Origin of the sequence: Paraburkholderia sediminicola (assembly GCF_046026855.1) — a bacterium.
Lineage (GTDB): Bacteria > Pseudomonadota > Gammaproteobacteria > Burkholderiales > Burkholderiaceae > Paraburkholderia > Paraburkholderia sediminicola_A.
The window spans coordinates 120,517-138,772 of record NZ_JAQQET010000016.1; the positions used below are offsets into that span (position 1 = coordinate 120,517).

Consider the following 18,256-nt stretch of genomic DNA (forward strand, 5'->3'; position numbering starts at 1 on the left):
CCTTCCCCTCGGGGACATAAAATGGCACAAAAAATCATGCTCGGAAAGTTTCGGTCGGGTAATATGTGATCCGTCTTTATATGCCGGACGCCTACCTCGTGAACATGAATCGATCTGAAAGACTTCTGTCATATGCCGACATATCAGCAGGTTGCGGTCTTGAAATTGGCCCCCTAGACAAGCCCCTCGTGAAAAGGGTTGCTGGTCGGAAAATATACTATTGCGATTATGCCGACAGGGAAACGCTCAGAGAAAAGTCGTCGGCTGATCCCAATGTATCAATTGATTTTATTCCAGAAATAGACTTCGTAACAACAAAAATCTCAAAGGACGTTTTTCTTGGGATCGAATTTGATTACGTAGTGGCGTCTCATGTCATAGAGCATGTTCCAAATATGATCGGATGGCTTGTGGCTCTGCTTGACATCATAAAGCCTGATGGCAGGATTATTCTCGCGGTTCCTGATCGTCGGTACACTTTCGACTATATTCGGCCACTTAGCACGGTTGGCGAGATTGTCCAGGCGCACCTGGAAAAACGTTCATCGCCCTCGTTCAGTCAAGTTTACGAGGGGTTCAGCAAGGCGGTGCGCGCAGATACTGGAGAATGCTGGAAAGGCACTGTTTATCCTGATCGTCTTGAGCATTACTACACAAAAGAATTGGCAATGCATCTCGCCACTGATGCATTTAACAATGGTAGCCACCACGATTGCCATTGCTGGGTATTCGAGTACGAATCATTCTTGGCTGCCATTTGCGAGATCAAGGAAATAGGCATGCTTGATGTTGAGGTCGTTCGAAGCAGCCCTCCTTTTTACGGGTCCAATGAATTTCATGTCGTTTTGGGGCGCGCATAAAGCGTGACGTCTAAATGGGAAAGCCATCGCATACCATTGGTGTGCGATGGCTTTGGGTCGGGGGCGGCAGAATAGACCTGCCGCCAACACCCGGTCTGCATTGTATCAAAACCGGTATCGCGCCATAAGGACGTGGGAGCCAGTCACCAGTCCGGGAAATGGATTCCATCGCTGGCTGACCTGGTAGTAACGATAGGACAGAGAGAGTGGCCCGCGTTCGATGCTCGCACCGACCACGTAACCGACCTGCGCGACGGTTTTGTGCGAAAGATTATCCCAGTGACCAGCCAGGTCGTAGACCGATTCATGCCAGGTCTGCCAGTAGATCCATGCTCCGGCCTCGGCACCTAAACGCCAGCCGCTATAGGTGTAGCCTACGTCAAGCGTGAGCGGAATACCCTGCACGTGCCCATGTCCGTTGAACGGACTGTAGCGCTCTCCTGCGTAGCCGACGATCTGGTGAGTGTTCGGGTTGTATTGGTCATCCGGAACGCCCATCACTGAGGCGCGCTGCTCGCCGAGGTAGGTATAGGCCAGATGCCAGCGAACGTCCCATCTACCGCTCGACCAGATCGGGCCAGTCGCGCCAGCCAGAAACGCTGGAAACGTCAATTTGACGTGATTGTCGGGCGATCCCTGCTGAATCCATGTGCCGTCGCCAATATCACTGGCTACGCCGAATCCGACGCCGGCCTCGAAATGGATGTAGTCGGAGACGCTATCGGCATGAGCAGATGCTGCCGCACAACCCAGAGTCATAGCGACAGCCGCCGTTCTCCAGGATCGGCATTGACGACGGAATGGTTTTTGAACGGATGAGCGAAGCCCGCGTCGACCGCGCGACGCCTGAATAGTGTTTTGCATGATTATTCCCCGATGACCTGTTGGATGAGCGGCGTAATCACAGCTACCTCGCGCTGTGCCTTGATCTGAAGCAGGTAGGCATCCGGGTATAAGCAGGACGCCATGTGATCTTCCCAGTTCGGCAGACTGCTGACATATGCGTACTGCGTCACGATCGGTACATTGAACTGCACTGCGGCATCGTCCATAGCTTGAACGTAGACTGCCAATTGAGGATGATTGCCATCGCATACCGGGCCGGATTCCTCCAGGACTGGAGTCTTACCGGCAGCCCTCACCGCGACGACCCATGCCGCGAGATATTGCCGATAGTCGTTGATCGTTTCACCGCCGAGCGCGTCATTCAATGTGTGGCTCTCGATGGCGTAGGACGCGCTGGACAACTTGATGCGATCTGCAAAAGGTGCACCGTTTCCGTCCATGCCCAACATTTCATTCATGAGGCTGCTCGATCCGCCGCCAGTCGCGTGATTTGCGACAGTAATGCCGGTATCGCTGAACTGGCTTTGCAGCAGTTCCTGAAGCGTCTGAGGCTCGTTGGGCGCAACGGTTGACCACAACCCCGAATCGCTGACCGTGAATCCCGCGATCCCATCGTCACCATAAACATCAATCAGCACGACCGGCGTCGATACCGGAACAGGTGCCACGACAGGCGTTGATGCAGGCTCAGGACTCGACGCCGCCACCGGTGCAGATGCTACCGGCGCTGGCGTAGTGGGATCGGGTTCAGTCGGTGCAGATGCTGCGACCGGTGCGGACGCGGGAATGGCGACAACTGGCGCGGTCGTTTTGGGCGCCGGACTTGATCCGCCTCCACAAGCCGCGAGACACGCTGTTAGTCCTGCTACTGCTGCCGCTCTCCATCGCGCTCCGCTTCCACGTGTGCGCCCATCTGTCGCATGCGATCGTGGATTTGCTCGATGTTCGCGACGTTTGGCTCTGGAGACCTGCTGAACGGCCCTGCAGGGCGTTATTTCTAGCCCGTCCGATGCTGTGATAAGCTTGTCCATGATTCGGTTTCCCTTCTTAGCGGTTGGGTTTCTGGGTCACTCGCGCCCCACCGGTTGCTGCCGGATGGGGCGTTCCTGTTTCTGCCAATCAAATACCGAGTTTCTTTAAAGCCACTTCGATTGCTCGGCGAACGAACTCAGCCATAGACATGCCTGTCGTTTCCGTTGCCTTCTTGAGACGCGCGAGCATCTCGTCGGTGAAATAGATGTTAGTTCGTTTCACGTTTGAAATCCCTGTAGGCCCTTGATATGTATAGGCTGTTGGGGGACATCCCCTCCGCCTTCGCAGAACTATACGCGGGTTGCCCGGCCCGAATTCGCATCATCGTCCTTTCAAGACGAGTTCCTGGCGCATCAAGAGCCGGTAGGCTTCCCGGCCAGTTCTTTGTCTTATTCAGACGCGGATCGAACTTCTTGATATAGAAACGTTCCAGCTCGTCCAGCTGGCTGGCGTCGTCTATCGCCATGAAATAGACCCTGGTGAACTTCTTCTCCAGCGAATGCACGCCAAGTCTGGAGGCGAAATTGGTGGACTTTCCTATGTACACGATCTCGCCGTCATCGATCAGGAAATAAACACCGTGCACGCCCTTAACCTGGATCGAGCGGCCGATGACTTCTTCTGGTGTCAGTGATTTCATGTCATACATCATTGTGTGTTGATGTATGCCAATATACATCACTTTCCCAAAACCACCAAGCAAAAGTTCAGACCAAACCACCCATGCTCAAACGCCTCCTCCTCTGCTTTCTGCTGCTCCCCGGCATCGCCAATGCCCAATTCACGAATGGCCAGGTACTCACCGCAGCGCAACTCAATAACGCGTTTGCGAATACGCTGCAACTCACTGGGGGCATTCTCACGGGGCCACTGTCGGTTACTTCGCTTTCGGTTACGAGTTCGCCGATTGGGGTGGCTTCGGGGGGCACAAATTGCGCCGCGGCGAGCGGTGCGTGTCTCGACAACATCACGGGGTTTTCGAGCACTGGCTTTCTGGAGCGCACTGGGTCGGGTGCCTATACGTTTGTTGCTGATCCGCTGCCGGTGGCGCATGGCGGGACTGGCTCGACTACGGCGACTGGCGCGCTCAATGCGCTTGGAGCCCTGAGCGCCGCAGGCATTTATGACGCCGTTACCGCTTATAGCGCAGACCCTACCAGCACCACTGATTCCACGACTGCCATCCAGAACGCGACAAACGCGTGCCAAGCTGGCGGCGGCGGCGTCATCTGGCTGCGCGCGGGCAATTATCAGATCGCCGGCACGATCACGAATAGTGGTGCGAACGTCTGCAAATATCAGGGTGCTGGGCCGGGCAATGCCACAGGCGGTACAAGTGGTTCAAGGCTCGTTTCTGCGAGCGCAGCGGCCGACATTCTTGACATTTCATCCAGCGGCGGCACGTATGTCGAAGGAGTCGGCTTCGATAGCTCTGTGACGCGAACAGGTGGCAATTTCCTGTTCCCATCTGGAAGCTCGAATAATGGACTGATCCGAAACGTTGCATTCTCGAATTACTTTCAGGGCCTGAATCTGTCCTGGAACAACGGAACCGTAGACCACGCACTTTTTTATAAGCCTGTCGCGAATACCGGGGTTGGAGTAAATATCGGCGGCAACAATGCGGGCTGCATTGTTCTGAATGACATTGAAATGTTTCCGCCCGGCTCAGGTAGCCAGCCGGCTTACGGGGTCAAAGTCACCAGTAGCCAGTGCCTGCTCATCAGCAATAGCGACGTCATACAGCAGGGAACTGATCTCGCATTGATACCGGGTAATGGGCAGGCCGTTTCGTCAACTTACGTATCCAATAGTTTCTTTGATACGGCAGTCAACGGCGTCATGATAAATGCTACCGGGACAGGCAACGTCATCCGCGCTGTATTTACGAACTCATGGGCCAGCTCTCATTCGAATGTCGGCGTGACCGTAGAGAATAACGGCACAGGCGTCGTGCAGGGCGTGCAGTTCGTCAATCATATTGGGATCAACAATACCAACTACGGATTCCAGATTAACGGCGGGACAGGCAATGCCACAGATATTGGCGTGGCAGACAGCCTATTCGCGAATAATGGATCCCACGGTATTGTTGTTGCGAATGGCTCGACGAGCGTAACTCTCTCAGGCGATCGATCAGGAGCATACGGCGGCGTTGCTGGAAATGGTGGATATGGGGTTTTTGTCGGCTCCAGCGTTACGAATCTGAACATTCTTGGCAATCAATTGGTCGGAAATACGTCTGGATCTATTTCCGACAATACCGCCGGCACAACGAAGACTATTAAGGCAAACACCGGTTATAACCCGCGACCCTCCACGTCGATCACCGTAACAGCGTCCCCGTTCACCTATACGAACAACACCGGCGACACCATCAATGTTTTCGTCACTGGCGGCACAGTGACTAATGTTGCGCTCGGAGGTAATACCGTTGCAGCATTGACAAACACTGTGATCCCCGTACCGCAAGGTGCGAGTGTTGTAGTCACCTATTCGGCCGCGCCGACGATGACCTACATCGGCTACTAACCACCACCGCCACAAACCAAGCCGCCTACGGGCGGTTTTTTATTTCCGGGATTCAGATGGACAACACGGTTCTCTACGTTGGCGGCGCAGTTGCATCTGGCATCGGTGCTGTCGCGTTCTGGATGCTGCGCAGTATGGTTGCGCGCATCGAGGCCGCCGAAAAGGAATTGGCCGCCTACAAACTGCATGTGGCCGAAGCCTATGTCACGAGCAACGAACTCGGCAAAGCGATCGATGCATTCAACAGATCCATTGACGCCATTTTCACGAAGCTCGACCGGATCGAAAGCAAGGTCGATAACAAGGCGGACAAGTGAGGTAAGCCATGGACTCGACCAATCTCGCATTGCTGGAAGCGGAGTTGCGGCGTGATGAAGACGTGCGGTATGTGCCGTACCTGGACACATCCGCTGTGCCAAAACGCACGGTAGGGGTTGGTCACAACATGGATGCATCGCCACTGCCTGCTGGTTGGGTATTCCCACTGACCGATGCGCAAGTAACTCAGTTGCTCGGCATGGACCTGCAAGCCACCTTCTCGGCGCTCGATCGGAACCTTCCGTGGTGGCATCAGATGGACCCGGTTCGTCAGCGCGTGATTTGCAATTGCTGCTTCAACATGGGTATCGGTACGTTGCTGACGTTCCACAACACGCTTGGCGCGATGCAGCGCGGGGCCTATGCCGTCGCGGCTGCTGGGCTTAAGGCAAGTAAGTGGTATGGCCAGGTCGGCGCTCGAGCGCAACGCCTCTGTCGGGCAATGGAGACCGGCGTTATGCCGGTTGCTGCTGGCGTCGCTTGAATATCCGTATCCCGCATATCCGCCGAATACCCGTAATCCGAATAAATCGAATGCCGCCTAGCGGCTTTTTTTACGCCTATAGGATTCTCATGGCTGTCACGACAGACTCTGGCGTTCCGACTTGGAACTTCACCATCAAGCAGAGCGCTGACTGGTCACCATCGCTCGCCTGGACGAATGACAACGGTAGCCCGGTGAATCTCTCTGGCTGCTCGATGAAGTTGATGATCAAGGCTTATGCGACCAGTGCCGTATCGATTCTGACGCTCTCCAGTGCGGCAACGTCCGGGAGCCGGATAGTGCTTGGCGGTACTACGGGGATATACACGCTCGTTTTCGCTCATGCGGATACAGCAGGACTCCCGGTGTCTGGTGCACCCGCGCTCAATCTCCTGCAAAGCGGCCTCCCAGCCGTCGCGCTCGGTGTCTATGACCTTCAATTCATCGACGCCAATGGCGATGTGGGATATCTGTTCAAAGGCAATGTTTCGATTGAGCCATCGGTGACCGAATGAGCGCAACAACGATCACCGTCAATAAGCCGACAGGAACAGTAGTTATTCAGGGATCCGGGCCGACACAAACGGTCAACCTGACGACCGGCGAAACGCAAATCGTCCAACTCGGCTCGCTGAGCGCGGCAGTCAATCAGCAGATCACGCAAGCTGTTTCACAGAGTGCGGCTAGTGCGGCGACGGCTACGCAAGAGGCGGGGATTGCAACGGCAGCCGCGTCTACGGCCACGACTGAAGCTGGCATAGCGACTGCTGCGGCAGCCACTGCTACGACTGAAGCGCAGGCCGCCGCTACGTCCGCCGCAGCCTCGGCGAATGCTTATAGCGCTATTGCGAATGGGACGGCTACAGACGCCGGAGCACTGACGGGCACAGAAACCGTCCCGATTTCGCGCAGCAATGGTCTGCTGCAAACCATATGGAATACTGTCGGCGCGTTTATTGCAAGCACCTATTCATGGGCGCTATCGTCATTTAGCCTGACGACACTGCGCACATTCATGGCACGCGCTTCTGATCCACCGGTTGCAATCGGTGAGTTCTACGCGACCGCGGGTACGACCGATGATCAGGCGTTGAGCGCTGCCCTGGCGAGTTGCGCCACGACAGGCAAGACACTGAGACTGACTCGTCGCGCGACGGCTTACGCCATCACCCAAACCAAGGTGTGGGATCCGACCGCGCACGGCATCGAGTTCGAAGCGGGCGCGACCATCGACGCCACGGGCATTCCAAGTCCTGCGAACTGGGTTGCGCCGACAACGGGTACGTGGGGTGCAGTTGCGCCCGTGCCCGCGATCTGGATTCGCGGCGTCTATAACACAGGAAATCTGAACCCGGTCTGGAGGACGCGCGTCAACGAGTTGTTGCGGCTGCACATCATGGGCGCGAAGAATGCCGGCGTGGTGGGTTTATTCTTCGGCGATCTGCCGGGCAGCACGACCTACGGCGCCGCTCACATCACCACGCATTCGATGAACGTCGAGAATTTCGATATTGGCGTGGGCTTTGGCAGCAATGCATATATCGAAGATTTTCACTCGCCGGAAGTATGGAATTGCAATACGTGCTGGTTCTTTCCAAAAGGAACGACCAACGCAGGCGAGAATATCAATATCCACGGCGGCGCAACGTACGATTCTGGCACGGGCTTCGACGTGTCTACTGCTGAATTTCACCTGTTCGGGCATTCGGTGGATTACTGCGCGAGGCATTACATAGCGCGCGGTGGCGCTAGTATTGACAGTCACGGAGGGCATACAGAAGGCAGCGGCGACGGCAACTACTTTGCGCAATCGATGGACTCCCTGTCGCTCATCTGCCTTCACAATCAGGTGGTATTCGTCACCGGCAACCGAACGCTGGAGCTGTTCAACGGGCAAAACAGTGATGGCGGCGTCTTTTTAACGGGCAAAAGTACAGTCCTCGTCAATGGTGGGCTTACGTATTCTCCTCGTACGTATATCTCAGGCTACGGGGACGCGCCTGATGAGGGATACTTCAATACCACCAGCCTGATCCGTCAAAAGCCTTATGCGCAGGATCGCAACATCCTCGCGGACGGTGGCTTTGAAGACTCGGCAAATCTGACGTACTGCCGCGCAGACTGGCGCATCATAAACACAAGCTACCTTGATTGGTCGCTGGATACGACGCATAAAGATCCTGCTTCCGGCACCAGTTCGCTAAAGATCAATCCCGGCACGGGGCGCGGCGTGACGCTCGTCAAAAGCGTGCCATGCGGGCCCGGGGCAATCGTTCGGCTTTCCGGCATGTTGCAGGGTATATGCTCGAATGCTACAGATAGCCTGAGCATCACTGTGCAATATTTTGACGTGCGCGGGCAGTCGCTTGTTAGTACGTTGTCTGGGCCAACCAATACCATCACTTTCAATCAGGCGAATGTCGCGACTTATGCGTCGTTCGCTGAGTTCGCAGCGACCGCCTTTACACGCGCGCCGGTCGGCACCGCATTTGCGCTCATAACGATCGCAACCAATGCGTCGGCCTATAACGGTTCGTCAACGTGGTGGCTCGATAACCTGATTCTAGAAGTGCTTGGCTCGGGCCCGGGAACGCGCAATGACGTGATCGGTGCAATGTCGACTTTCACGCCGACAATCAACGGCACCACTACCGCTGGTACGGCCTCCTACTCCACGCGGTATGCCAATTCATGGACGATTGGCGACCGCTGTTTTTTTGACGCAGCGATTGCGTGGACCGACGCAACGGGTACTGGCGGCCTGTCGGTTTATGGTCTCCCGCAGTATTCGCAACTTGCCCACGATACTGTGGTGTCTGTGTCTATATCGGGTGTACCGTTCACCGGCCCCGTAGTACAGGCAAGGGTCGGGGCAAGTAGCAAGTCGATCAAGGTCATGCAGGTAACCGCGGCGGGTGTCGAAAGCGCCGTACCCATATCTGCAAGTGGCACGATCTACGTAGCCGGGAATTTCCAGATTCAATATTAGACGCTACGCAGAGCCAACAAGAGCGCGCTCCCGTTGCTTCGAGGGAGCGCGCGAAAACTTGCGCGTAAGATATTGCCTCACCGGTTCATCGACGAATTTGGCGAGCACGGCCGCCGCTAAAAAGGTGACTGCTGCGGAAATCGCGACTGGCCACATAGTCCTCTGTAAGCTCGCCGGCATGAACATAAAAACCAGGCGCCCAATTGGGAAGTGCAGGCAATAAACAGGGTATGACAGCCACCCGAGAAATTTTCCAGCTTTACTGAGAATAGGTTTTTCATTCTGAATTGAAGCCCCCTGGAAAACCAGAAGTGGACCAACAACGAAAATGATAGCCATCGCGTATGCCCCACGTACTGCGAAAGGCGTGAGCACCAGGACGACGAATACTAGGTACATGGAAATGCTGTTTCCGAGCACTTTACTTGCCCCGAATCCCGGTCTGATGTGCGCGGCGAACTTATGTAGATCATGAAGCAGGACGCCCATGGTGAATCCATAGGTCACCCGAAACAAGCCGCTTACGAAATTTGATGTGCCCCATCCACCGCCGAAATATATGGCGGTACCGTGGCGCTCAAAGGCCAGCAGCAACCCGGTTGCTGTGAACGCCGTGCCGCTAATCAGGGCAATCCTGATGAGTGTGCCGCGTCCAAGTCGGGCAATGGAAACAAAAAATAGACTTGCCAATAGCTCGAAGAAGAGCGACCAGGCGGCCGGGTTGGCGGGGAATATTTCTCCCACTGTTGCATCCACTTGCGACGGCGCCACAAGGCTCGCCATATTGTGCGTGGCATAGCCGCCAAAGTATGGCGTGAAGAACAGGTTATAAAGCGAGGCAACCGCAGCGCTTCGACGCGGAAAATCTGAGAGCCCGTAACGTATCGCCAGAAACAATGCTGGAGTTCCAATGACCAGTGAGATCAAAAACATCGGGTAGAGACGAATCAGTCGCTTCCCCATGTAATCGACGGCGCTTAGACCATTGAGCAACCTTTCTTTGTAGGAGTGCGCCAGCACAAATCCGCTCAACATGAAGAAGAAATCGACGGATAGGTACGCGTTTTTGAATATCGGCGTTTGCGTATGCTGTAGATAGTGCATAAACATCACGCTGATAGCGGCCACGCCCCGCAGGCCGTCCAGCACTTCATATCGATTGTTTTGCATCCCCGACGCTTCCCCCCGTTCAATCCGGTCACAGAAGCGATATTTGTGCCAATCGCTCGATGGGTTACTGGTGGCGAGTTTCGCTCCATTGCGCGCAACTGTTCCCCGTAACACCCCACCACGTTACGCCCCGTTACCCCACACAACCGGCTTAGGCCAGTTTTTTCGTTTACGGCCATGACCGACGTTACCCAAATCCACGAAGAGAAAGAAACGATCGCCGTCGATGTGCTCTTGCCGGGCCACGCGCCGCGGAAGGCGACAGCACTTTTCGAGCATTCGCGAAAGCTGCTAATTGCGCGCGAGGATGGCCGCTGCTTTATCTCCGGCATGACAGCCGAGGAACTTGGCGCGCCCCTTGAGGCACATCACCACCCGATCGAGCGTTGTTTCGCAGAAGTCATCGACTGGAGCCACTTCTCAGTCGATTGCAAGGCGGGGAAGTGGGGGCCGCATGCACAGGCTTTTGACTGGGACGGCTTCTTCAAGGGCGCGAAGGTAATGACCGTCGCCGGCGCTACAGAATTGCATCCCGACGTGACGTATCTCGTGCCTGTCGATTCCTACCTGTTCGTCGATGACATGACGGTGAACGGGCTACTGCTCGGAAAGCAATTCCACACAGCAAAAGATGCCGGCATCCACATGCTGCCTTTCCCGATCTGGCTGGTCCAGAAGTACGCAATCGAGGGCTACCAGTTCACCCCCAACGAAGTCATTCATCACGACCCGGAGCACCTATGAACGATCTCATCAAGCCCGTCGCGGTCGGCCTGCTGTTTGTGTTTCTGGCTGTCTGCGACTTCCTGCACATCAACGACCCGATGCTGCGTGATGCGGCGTTCGGAATGATCGGCATCATCACCGGCTGGCATGGCGTGTTGAGCCTGCCTATCAGCATTGGTAAATCCGGCGCTCCGATCGCGCCTGCAGCCCAGCAATGATCCGCTCTCTGCTGTGCCTCTCGGCAGTCTTGCTGGCTGGGTGCGCAGGGGAGGCGACCTACGATGTCCGTCCGTTTTACGACGCCGCGTCAAAGCAGGTTATCTGCTGCGCGGCGAGCATTGCGAACGGGAAAGACATCTCGAGCGTAACCGTTCACGTCCAGAAGACTGCTGACGGGTACCAGCTCGACTTTGCCGAAACCGGTGTTGGTGCAACTGCGCCAATCGCGGCCAACGCAGCCGCTGTCACTGCCGTCGCCGGCGCTGTATCAAACGTCGCCGCGACGGCCGCGAAGTTCTCTCTCAAACCCTGAAGGTAAATCATGAAAAAGCTCGTTGCCGCTTTGGCGGTAGGTATCGTCGCGTCTGTGCTCGCCGCATGCGGCACTCAACCCGTCGTCAAGCTCACGCCGGCCCAGTTCGCAGCCATTGCCTGCCCTCCAGTTGAACAGGCTCTCGCATTGGCTCCGACGTTCGCATTGACCATTCCTGCCGACGTGCAAGCCAAGGTCGCTGACGCAACGCCGATCGTTACCGCATTCTGCGCCGCTGGTGCGACCGTCTCGGTTGCCTCGGTCTCGACGTTCGCCAATACCGTATTGCCGGCTGCAAGCGCGGTCGTGAGCGCTGCTCCTGCCAACGTGCTCGATGCCAATACGAAGGCGCAGATCGAAGGTGGTATCGCGCTCGCACAACTTGGCGGCGCTACGGTCACGGCTATTGCTGAAAATGCCGCGGCGGCACAAGCGGCATCGGCTCCGGTTGCCGCTTCGGCTGCTGCAAGCCAATGAACCTCCTGTCCGTCGATTACGCGCTGATCGCACAGGAGGCTTACTCGGCCAAGCCGGATATCGGTTCAGTGCCAGGGCCGTCCTGTGCGATTGTGCGAAACACGGCTGACGGACTTGTCATTGCGTTTCCGGGAACAGACAGTATCGCCGATCTGCTGACAGACTTCAATGTGACGCCTACCGCAGTTCCTGGACTCGGGCGCATCCATAATGGTTTCTGGCAGGCATGGTCTGCGATTGCGCCACAGGTAGAGAGTGCCGCTGGCGATGCGCCGGTCACGTTCGTTGGGCACTCACTGGGCGCGGCCTTGGCCATCATCGCGGGCGCCTCGCGCGTGGCGGCCGGCAAACCCGTGCAAGCTGTCTACGGGTTTGAGCCGCCACGCGTGAGTCCGGAGCCGACCATCGGTAATGTGCTTGCCAAGACGTCGGTCATCCTGTTCAAAAATGGTAACGACGCCGTGACAGACGTCCCGCCACTCTGGCCGCAGAGCGCGAAGCTGATCGGCATCGGTACGCCGAGATATCCGTGGCCCAATTTGCGAGACCATGCAATCGCGCGGGTGATTACGGCGCTACAAGCCATCGCAGGCTCTGGCGTACCCGCTTAACGCTCTACCCCGTCCGAGGCTTCGGCCTTGGGCGCACCCATCTACTTGGCCATTCGCGCCGCTTCAATCTCCCCTCTTCCACATCATCAAGCGCGCAAAACGGCGCGTGCAAAGTCAATCAGCGACGCCTCCGGAATACTTCCAGTCACATCACACTCGTAGGCGATATTGATGATTTGATCGTCTGTCGGCCTCGGCTCCGCTAGCGCCTTTCGTGCCGTCTCAAGTGCGGACAAAACGTGTTTCTCAAATATGCCACATTCGATCTCAGCGGCAAGAATTGATTGAATCTGGTCGATACTCATTTTCCTATCACTCCCTCGAAATCGGTCAAGCGATTGTCTTTGCCATCGCGGCTGCAGCACGAACAATTGCGCGCCGCGTGGCCGCATCGATGCCACCGTTGTCATCGGCATGTTCTTCGATTTCTCCGAAGTCGAAATGCCTAGCGCGAACCACATTGTTTTCGCCGGTATATGACTCGTTCATGAAGAACGAAATTCCGATTCCCAGCCTGATCGCCAGTCGCATCGCATCACCGTCATCGGCCAGCGGGTTCCAACGGCGACTATTTACGATAATCGAACTGTCTTCAAGAATTCGAAGTTCTCCATACCCCGCTGCCCTCGCCGCACTCTCCAGTAATTCCCTGTAATCCATCCCTTCCTCCAGCCTACTTAGGTAGCGCTATCCAAATTTTGCGGAAAAGACCCATATTTGCGGAAATATTTTGCAGCTTGCAAATCCTTTGAAACATCTGTCGCAGCTAGTCAAACTCCAATTCAATACGCCTAGCAGGCTGCGGAATTATAGTCCGGAGTGACGGCGCGCACGAAATCGGTGCGGGCACCTGGCGAAGACGTGTCTGAGCTGAAGTTGGACGCAGGCTTAAGCAGCTCAACGCAAACAGTGGCTCAGATTTCTTCTTTCGGCGCAGCGACCACCGGGCTGAAAAAATAAACCACCGCGCCGATCGCAAGCGGCACGACGGTCACGGCAAACAACGCCGAGTAGATCCCCGCGTTCGATAGATGCGCCTGTTTTGCCGCACCCGCGATCCAGCCGAAACAACTGCTGGTCAGCGCCACACCGAGAAAAACGAGGCTGTTGAGCAGGCCCAAACCGAGGCCGAGCCGGCGCGGCGCAATGATGGCGCGCGCTTGCGACATCACGAGCGGATGAATCGAGCCGACCGAGAACAACACGCATATCAACGCGACACTGACGAGCCAGTTGCCGTCCGGACTGACGGCGAGCACCAACGCCGCCAGCACGCCGGCGATCAGCCACAGCAGCGAAATAAGCTTGGGCGCGCAGAACCGCACGGCCACAGGAATACAGAAGGACGCGGCGATCCCGATCACGCTGGTGACGGTCATTGCGTTGCCGCGCGCGATGACGTCGAAGCCGTATACGTCGGCAAGATACGGCCCACCCCATGACGTACGGAACGTGCTGCCGACCGAGAGCGCGAGGCAAGCGGGCATCAAGGTCCAGAAACCGGTGCGCCGTTTCACTGCGCTTGCGGCGTGTTGCAATGCAGCGAGACTTTGTTCATGCGCGGCGGCATCGCGCCGACGCACGAAGCATACGACGCCAAGCGTCGCGCATAGCATGGCGAGCGCGGCAGTGACCATGACCGGACGCCAGCCAAAGCTCGCTGTTGCCCGGCTCAGCGGAAACGCGGCCAGCAGTGCCCCCGCCATGCCGATCGCACTCGCCGTCGTGACGGCGCGCACATTGCGCGTGCCGTGGCCGGAATGCAGGACGTAATTGAGCAGCCCCATGAAGATGGGCGCGCAACCCAGTCCGATGCCGGCTTGCGCGACGAGCGCAACGGTTGCGCTCGTCGTCATCGAAAGAATGCCGGCGCACGCGGCGCCGATGCCCATCAGAAGCGCGGTCGGTCCGCGCACGCCGTAGCGGTCGAACATGATGCCGACCGGCAGTTGCGCCATGGCGAACACGAGAAAAAACGAACCGGCGAACCAGCCGAACATTTGCGGCGAGAAATGGAAATCGCCGATCAACTGGGTGGAGATCACAGCGATATAGCTGCGAAAAAACTGGCTGAGCACGTAGCTGAAGGTCAATGCCCACAGGCCGTAATCGATCGACGATGCAGGGGCATCCGTGCGTGGTTCGTGGAGTTGCTGCTGTACGCCGTCAGACATCTGCGGAGCGCCTTTGATGATCGAAGCCGCCATGATAGGTGAATCGTGCACCGGGCGGATGGGTCAGTTTTTTCAACACGGGTGCGTTTGCTGGAGTATTGTTTAAGCGCGCTGGGAGCTTCACACGTCACTCTTCTACAAGACAGGGAACTCCATGTGGGCGGAAAAATGCTTGCAGGCGCGTGGTTTTTTGCATGCAACGATGCGACATCAACTTTTCGAGAAATGGAGAAAACGTGAAAACAGTCAATCTATTGAAGGCGCTCGGCATCGCATTGTGTGTGGCGACTGCGTCCAGCGCCTATGCCCAGTCGAGCGACGCAATGGCGTCGGGCGCCATGGCGGCGCCGGCTCCGAATACAAAGGCGATGAAGAGCACGGACCGCAAGTTGGGTCTGACCGTACGCAAGGCTTTGGCGAAAGCACAGGGTTTTGATGTGTCGAACGTGTTTGTCCGGGCGCGTGGCGGCGCAGTAACGCTGACTGGATCGGTGCCTGATGGTGCGCAGATTCCGCAAGCGGAGGAAGTGGCGAAGGGTGTTGCCGGCGTAAAGTCGGTGAACAACAAGCTGACGCTCGGCACGCAAGGCGGTGGGGGTTAATCGCGCCGGGCGCTTGATGAACGACGACAGGTTGCGATGGGTAGCGCCGCAAAAAACCATTTGTGGCGGTGCCTATCGTCCTCAGATTGTCCTGGTATTTGAAACCATCACCCAGGCACGATTGCGCGCAATCGACGTATTACGTGCCCATGGTGATAATCAGCTTATGCACGCACGAGGCCCGTCACCGGCCGCATTCCCGCGGTCTGGCCGAACAGCGTGCTAGCCGTGCGTTGCGGATCGAGTCCGAGGCTTTCGCTCGCAACGCCGGCGATCAAGGCATCCAGTGACATGGTGGGCTTGAGGTCGCGCGCTTCGTAAAGGTCGCCCGGTTTCAGGCCAGGCCAATCGGCAAGCACGCGTCCGCCCGCCACCGATCCACCCAGCACCATCGCAACCGAGCCGGTGCCATGGTCGGTGCCTCCCGTGCCGTTGGCGGCGGCGGTTCTGCCAAACTCAGTGGCCACCACCACGGTGGTCTTGGTCCACAACGGACCCATGCCGTCGCGCAACGCCGCAAGCATCGTATCGAGCGCTTTCAACTGATTGGCGAGGCGCGCGTTCTGCGCGGTATGCGTGTCCCAACCACCGGTTTCGATCATCGCGATACGCGGACCGTCGTCGCGCGACAGAAAACCGGCGGCGAGCTTGCCGAGGCTCGCCGGGTCCTGACGCGCACCGGCGTCGCCCGCGAGCCCGCGCGCGGTCATTGCCGACTCCCATAGCGGGCGCAATTGCGCATCCTGGTCGTACAGTTGCGCGACCCGCATGAGCAGATCGTCAGGCGCCTGCGGCAAGCCCGAGGGCGCGTACGACGTCACCGCCGCCTTGCCGCGCAGCGCCATCGGCACAGTCGGCGCGAAGGCGATCGCGTTCTCGCGCGTGGTGGGCATCGATGCGGCGAGCCGGTTCAGCCAGCCGTCCTTCATCTGATACGGCGACGTGCCGCCGGTCTCCAGCACGTTCTGCCCGTCGAAGTGCGAGCGATCGCGATACGGCGACGCCACCGCGTGGACGAACAGCGCCTGATGGTCCGCATACATTGCGGCGGTCTGCGTGAGCGAGGGATGCAACGCGAAGGTGCCGTCGAGCCTGGTCGCTTTGGATGGGTCGATCGCGAGCGCACCGCGCAGTGTCGCGTAGGCCGGTTCGGCATACGGTACGACGATATTCAGCCCGTCGGCCGCACCGCGCTGGATCACGAACACGAAACGGCGATCGGTTGCGACGCTGGCAAACGCGATCTGCGGCGACACGAGAATCGCGCCTGCGCCTGCAGCGGCGACGCTCAAAAATTTGCGGCGTGAAAGCATGGCGTTCATCTCCGTTGAAAATCGGGCGAAACCAGCAGCAGCGCAATCGCCGTCGACGCGCTTTCGGCTCGCGACACAGCCTCAGCAGTCGGCGCACTGAGCGAGCCGGCCAGCAAGGTCTGGCCGAGCGAGCGCGCATCGAGCCGGTCGCCGACGCGCGACGCGAAGCGCTGCGCCACTTCGACCCGGCGCACGAGCGCATCGGGCGCCGCCCAGCTCGCGGCGATGTCGTCGTAGCCGGCGGGCGAGCCCGGGCGCCATACCGGCTGACCGAGCTGCGTCAGAATGGGCGCGGTCTGCAGGTTGCCGACGTCCTGCCAGCCGAGCCCGCGCATCGAAGAAATGGTCCATTCCCACGGTGTCTTGAACTTCACGGCGACCGGCGACCACGCTTGCGGCATGTCGAGCAACGTCCGGTACACGGTCGGCAGATCGCCACCGCCGCGCGTGAACGCGTTCGCGAGCCGCTCGCTCACGTCCGGCGGCGGATTGTCCGCGACGAAGTGACGGGCGAGCTTGCCGCCAATGTGCTGTGCCGTCGCGGGTGCGCTCGCGAGGTCGTGCAGGATCGCGAGCGCCTGCTCTTCTCCCGGCTGGTCATAGCGACGGCCCATGATGGTTCTCGAGCCCGGTTCGTGCAGCGCGGTGCGAAACACGAACGTGCCTGGCGCTGCGTTCGGCGGCATACCCTGCCGAAGCGGGTTGCCTGGATTGTTCGGATTGCCAGGGTTGCCAGGGTTGGCGGCGAGACTCCAGCCGGTCAGCGCGCGGGCGAATTCGGTGACGTCGTCCTGGTTATAGCCACTGCGCACGCCGAGCGTATGCAGCTCCATGATTTCGCGCGCCAGATTCTCATTCAGACCACGTTTGACGTCAGGATTGCGCTGCGCGGCGCGCATGGCCGCCATGCTGTCCGGTCCGACGGAACGCGTCTGATCGAGAAACAACTGCATGGCCGGATGACGTTCCACCGCAACCAGCATGTCTTCGAAACGACCGAGCACGTGCGGGCGGATCGCTTCCGCTTCGAACGAGCCGGCCAGTGCCGCGACGCCAGGTTTTTCCGTCGATACTGCGAAGTGATTCGCCCAGAAATGAACCAGCCGTTCGATGAAAGGCGTCTGCGTGGTCAGCGCGCTTGCGACCCGCGCGTTCACCGAGGAACGGTACAGGTCGAGAACTTCACCGCGCAGCGCTTTTCGTTCGGCTTGCTTAGCAGTCTGGGCAGTGGTTTCTGGTGTACTTTGGCCAGTGGTTTGCGCATTGGTTGGTGCATTGCTTGGTGCATTGGCCTGCACATTCGCCTGATTGGCGCTTGCGCCTTCGCTGAGGTTCTGCGGATTCTGCCGGTTTAGCTGGTTCAGTTGCATGCGCTGCTGCGCCAGCTCGGTGGACAGCACCACCGAATCAGGCTGGCTCGCCCACGCGGCAGGCCGCGGCTGATATTGCTCGAACTGCGCGAGCAGCCATCCCTTCGGGTCGGTGGGCGGCGTGTCGTCGGCACGCGCACCAAGGCCGAAGCGGTTCAGCGCAATCGCCGCGGCATTCATGTTCGGTGAGGTAGCCATACCGTCCTCTTCGGCGTTGGAT

General features: G+C 58.0%; 22 protein-coding genes. 12 read left to right on the forward strand and 10 right to left on the reverse strand.

What is annotated here, in order from left to right; genetic code table 11:
• The first annotated feature begins 104 nt into the window (after positions 1–104).
• Complete coding sequence (locus PQR40_RS19380; RefSeq protein ID WP_408509694.1) at positions 105–860, forward strand: class I SAM-dependent methyltransferase; 756 nt, start codon at positions 105–107, stop codon at positions 858–860.
• A gap of 105 nt (positions 861–965) precedes the next feature.
• On the opposite strand, the gene PQR40_RS19385 is transcribed toward PQR40_RS19380, so the two are convergent.
• The 4 genes from PQR40_RS19385 to PQR40_RS19400 all read right to left on the reverse strand — a co-directional run bounded on the left by PQR40_RS19385 (position 966) and on the right by PQR40_RS19400 (position 3,378).
• Positions 966–1,619, reverse strand: a complete 654-nt coding sequence (locus tag PQR40_RS19385; protein WP_408509647.1) for a hypothetical protein — start codon at positions 1,617–1,619, stop codon at positions 966–968.
• A gap of 107 nt (positions 1,620–1,726) precedes the next feature.
• On the reverse strand, positions 1,727–2,374 hold the full coding sequence (locus PQR40_RS19390) for an SGNH/GDSL hydrolase family protein (protein WP_408509648.1): 648 nt from the start codon (positions 2,372–2,374) through the stop codon (positions 1,727–1,729).
• A 451-nt stretch (positions 2,375–2,825) separates the two neighbouring features.
• On the reverse strand, positions 2,826–2,927 hold the full coding sequence (locus PQR40_RS19395) for a ribbon-helix-helix protein, CopG family (protein ID WP_408509695.1): 102 nt from the start codon (positions 2,925–2,927) through the stop codon (positions 2,826–2,828).
• Positions 2,928–2,946: 19 nt separating this feature from the next.
• Complete coding sequence (locus PQR40_RS19400) at positions 2,947–3,378, reverse strand: GIY-YIG nuclease family protein (RefSeq protein WP_408509649.1); 432 nt, start codon at positions 3,376–3,378, stop codon at positions 2,947–2,949.
• A gap of 83 nt (positions 3,379–3,461) precedes the next feature.
• On the opposite strand from PQR40_RS19400, the gene PQR40_RS19405 reads away from it, so the two are divergent.
• From PQR40_RS19405 to PQR40_RS19425, 5 genes are all read left to right on the forward strand, one after another.
• Positions 3,462–5,270, forward strand: coding sequence for a hypothetical protein (locus PQR40_RS19405; protein ID WP_408509650.1), 1,809 nt, complete (start codon positions 3,462–3,464; stop codon positions 5,268–5,270).
• 56 nt (positions 5,271–5,326) lie between these two features.
• The gene (locus tag PQR40_RS19410) at positions 5,327–5,587 is read left to right on the forward strand and encodes a hypothetical protein (protein WP_408509651.1); all 261 of its coding nucleotides are present in this window, start codon (positions 5,327–5,329) and stop codon (positions 5,585–5,587) included.
• 8 nt (positions 5,588–5,595) lie between these two features.
• Positions 5,596–6,072, forward strand: a complete 477-nt coding sequence (locus PQR40_RS19415; protein WP_408509652.1) for a lysozyme family protein — start codon at positions 5,596–5,598, stop codon at positions 6,070–6,072.
• Between the two features lie 89 nt (positions 6,073–6,161).
• The gene (locus PQR40_RS19420) at positions 6,162–6,587 is read left to right on the forward strand and encodes a hypothetical protein (protein WP_408509653.1); all 426 of its coding nucleotides are present in this window, start codon (positions 6,162–6,164) and stop codon (positions 6,585–6,587) included.
• A gap of 575 nt (positions 6,588–7,162) precedes the next feature.
• Entirely contained in the window at positions 7,163–9,061 is a 1,899-nt protein-coding gene (locus PQR40_RS19425; RefSeq protein ID WP_408509654.1) for a hypothetical protein, read from the forward strand.
• Positions 9,062–9,064: 3 nt separating this feature from the next.
• On the opposite strand, the gene PQR40_RS19430 is transcribed toward PQR40_RS19425, so the two are convergent.
• Complete coding sequence (locus PQR40_RS19430; protein ID WP_408509655.1) at positions 9,065–10,231, reverse strand: acyltransferase family protein; 1,167 nt, start codon at positions 10,229–10,231, stop codon at positions 9,065–9,067.
• Between the two features lie 177 nt (positions 10,232–10,408).
• On the opposite strand from PQR40_RS19430, the gene PQR40_RS19435 reads away from it, so the two are divergent.
• From PQR40_RS19435 to PQR40_RS19455, 5 genes are read left to right on the forward strand one after another with little or no spacing between them, the layout of a single operon-like run.
• A complete protein-coding gene (locus tag PQR40_RS19435; RefSeq protein WP_408509656.1) occupies positions 10,409–10,975 on the forward strand; it encodes a hypothetical protein in 567 nt (188 codons plus the stop codon).
• Positions 10,972–11,175 carry a hypothetical protein gene (locus PQR40_RS19440; protein ID WP_408509657.1) on the forward strand — a complete coding sequence of 68 codons (204 nt, stop codon included), beginning with the start codon at positions 10,972–10,974 and terminating at the stop codon, positions 11,173–11,175. The genes PQR40_RS19435 and PQR40_RS19440 overlap by 4 nt, the downstream gene beginning before the upstream one ends.
• Positions 11,172–11,489 carry a hypothetical protein gene (locus PQR40_RS19445; RefSeq protein ID WP_408509658.1) on the forward strand — a complete coding sequence of 106 codons (318 nt, stop codon included), beginning with the start codon at positions 11,172–11,174 and terminating at the stop codon, positions 11,487–11,489. Before PQR40_RS19440 ends, PQR40_RS19445 begins: the two co-directional genes overlap by 4 nt.
• 9 nt (positions 11,490–11,498) lie before the next feature.
• On the forward strand, positions 11,499–11,966 hold the full coding sequence (locus PQR40_RS19450; protein WP_408509659.1) for a hypothetical protein: 468 nt from the start codon (positions 11,499–11,501) through the stop codon (positions 11,964–11,966).
• Positions 11,963–12,577: a lipase family protein gene (locus PQR40_RS19455; RefSeq protein ID WP_408509660.1), complete on the forward strand. Its 615-nt coding sequence runs from the start codon at positions 11,963–11,965 to the stop codon at positions 12,575–12,577. The genes PQR40_RS19450 and PQR40_RS19455 overlap by 4 nt, the downstream gene beginning before the upstream one ends.
• Before the next feature lie 86 nt (positions 12,578–12,663).
• Here the strand turns inward: PQR40_RS19455 and PQR40_RS19460 are convergent, their stop codons facing one another.
• The 3 genes from PQR40_RS19460 to PQR40_RS19470 all read right to left on the reverse strand — a co-directional run bounded on the left by PQR40_RS19460 (position 12,664) and on the right by PQR40_RS19470 (position 14,751).
• Positions 12,664–12,882: a hypothetical protein gene (locus tag PQR40_RS19460; RefSeq protein WP_408509661.1), complete on the reverse strand. Its 219-nt coding sequence runs from the start codon at positions 12,880–12,882 to the stop codon at positions 12,664–12,666.
• 25 nt (positions 12,883–12,907) lie between these two features.
• Positions 12,908–13,237, reverse strand: coding sequence for a hypothetical protein (locus tag PQR40_RS19465; RefSeq protein ID WP_408509662.1), 330 nt, complete (start codon positions 13,235–13,237; stop codon positions 12,908–12,910).
• 254 nt (positions 13,238–13,491) lie between these two features.
• Positions 13,492–14,751: an MFS transporter gene (locus PQR40_RS19470; RefSeq protein WP_408509663.1), complete on the reverse strand. Its 1,260-nt coding sequence runs from the start codon at positions 14,749–14,751 to the stop codon at positions 13,492–13,494.
• A 236-nt stretch (positions 14,752–14,987) separates the two neighbouring features.
• Between PQR40_RS19470 and PQR40_RS19475 the strand changes: the two genes are divergently transcribed.
• Positions 14,988–15,353, forward strand: coding sequence for a BON domain-containing protein (locus tag PQR40_RS19475; protein WP_408225137.1), 366 nt, complete (start codon positions 14,988–14,990; stop codon positions 15,351–15,353).
• A 164-nt stretch (positions 15,354–15,517) separates the two neighbouring features.
• On the opposite strand, the gene PQR40_RS19480 is transcribed toward PQR40_RS19475, so the two are convergent.
• A complete protein-coding gene (locus PQR40_RS19480; RefSeq protein WP_408509664.1) occupies positions 15,518–16,666 on the reverse strand; it encodes a DUF1501 domain-containing protein in 1,149 nt (382 codons plus the stop codon).
• A gap of 5 nt (positions 16,667–16,671) precedes the next feature.
• On the reverse strand, positions 16,672–18,234 hold the full coding sequence (locus PQR40_RS19485; protein WP_408509665.1) for a DUF1800 domain-containing protein: 1,563 nt from the start codon (positions 18,232–18,234) through the stop codon (positions 16,672–16,674).
• Positions 18,235–18,256: the final 22 nt, after the last annotated feature.

Excerpts from the sequence above, each read along its gene's own strand:
- PQR40_RS19410 (WP_408509651.1), top strand. The coding sequence starts at position 5,327 with ATGGACAACACGGTTCTCTACGTTGGCGGCGCAGTTGCATCTGGCATC.
- PQR40_RS19440 (WP_408509657.1), top strand. The coding sequence starts at position 10,972 with ATGAACGATCTCATCAAGCCCGTCGCGGTCGGCCTGCTGTTTGTGTTT.
- PQR40_RS19485 (WP_408509665.1), bottom strand. The coding sequence starts at position 18,234 with ATGGCTACCTCACCGAACATGAATGCCGCGGCGATTGCGCTGAACCGC.
- PQR40_RS19455 (WP_408509660.1), top strand. The coding sequence starts at position 11,963 with ATGAACCTCCTGTCCGTCGATTACGCGCTGATCGCACAGGAGGCTTAC.
- PQR40_RS19465 (WP_408509662.1), bottom strand. The coding sequence starts at position 13,237 with ATGGATTACAGGGAATTACTGGAGAGTGCGGCGAGGGCAGCGGGGTAT.
- PQR40_RS19380 (WP_408509694.1), top strand. The coding sequence starts at position 105 with ATGAATCGATCTGAAAGACTTCTGTCATATGCCGACATATCAGCAGGT.
- PQR40_RS19445 (WP_408509658.1), top strand. The coding sequence starts at position 11,172 with ATGATCCGCTCTCTGCTGTGCCTCTCGGCAGTCTTGCTGGCTGGGTGC.
- PQR40_RS19435 (WP_408509656.1), top strand. The coding sequence starts at position 10,409 with ATGACCGACGTTACCCAAATCCACGAAGAGAAAGAAACGATCGCCGTC.
- PQR40_RS19400 (WP_408509649.1), bottom strand. The coding sequence starts at position 3,378 with ATGAAATCACTGACACCAGAAGAAGTCATCGGCCGCTCGATCCAGGTT.
- PQR40_RS19430 (WP_408509655.1), bottom strand. The coding sequence starts at position 10,231 with ATGCAAAACAATCGATATGAAGTGCTGGACGGCCTGCGGGGCGTGGCC.
- PQR40_RS19415 (WP_408509652.1), top strand. The coding sequence starts at position 5,596 with ATGGACTCGACCAATCTCGCATTGCTGGAAGCGGAGTTGCGGCGTGAT.
- PQR40_RS19405 (WP_408509650.1), top strand. The coding sequence starts at position 3,462 with ATGCTCAAACGCCTCCTCCTCTGCTTTCTGCTGCTCCCCGGCATCGCC.
- PQR40_RS19385 (WP_408509647.1), bottom strand. The coding sequence starts at position 1,619 with ATGACTCTGGGTTGTGCGGCAGCATCTGCTCATGCCGATAGCGTCTCC.
- PQR40_RS19450 (WP_408509659.1), top strand. The coding sequence starts at position 11,499 with ATGAAAAAGCTCGTTGCCGCTTTGGCGGTAGGTATCGTCGCGTCTGTG.
- PQR40_RS19420 (WP_408509653.1), top strand. The coding sequence starts at position 6,162 with ATGGCTGTCACGACAGACTCTGGCGTTCCGACTTGGAACTTCACCATC.
- PQR40_RS19460 (WP_408509661.1), bottom strand. The coding sequence starts at position 12,882 with ATGAGTATCGACCAGATTCAATCAATTCTTGCCGCTGAGATCGAATGT.
- PQR40_RS19395 (WP_408509695.1), bottom strand. The coding sequence starts at position 2,927 with ATGCTCGCGCGTCTCAAGAAGGCAACGGAAACGACAGGCATGTCTATG.
- PQR40_RS19470 (WP_408509663.1), bottom strand. The coding sequence starts at position 14,751 with ATGTCTGACGGCGTACAGCAGCAACTCCACGAACCACGCACGGATGCC.
- PQR40_RS19480 (WP_408509664.1), bottom strand. The coding sequence starts at position 16,666 with ATGCTTTCACGCCGCAAATTTTTGAGCGTCGCCGCTGCAGGCGCAGGC.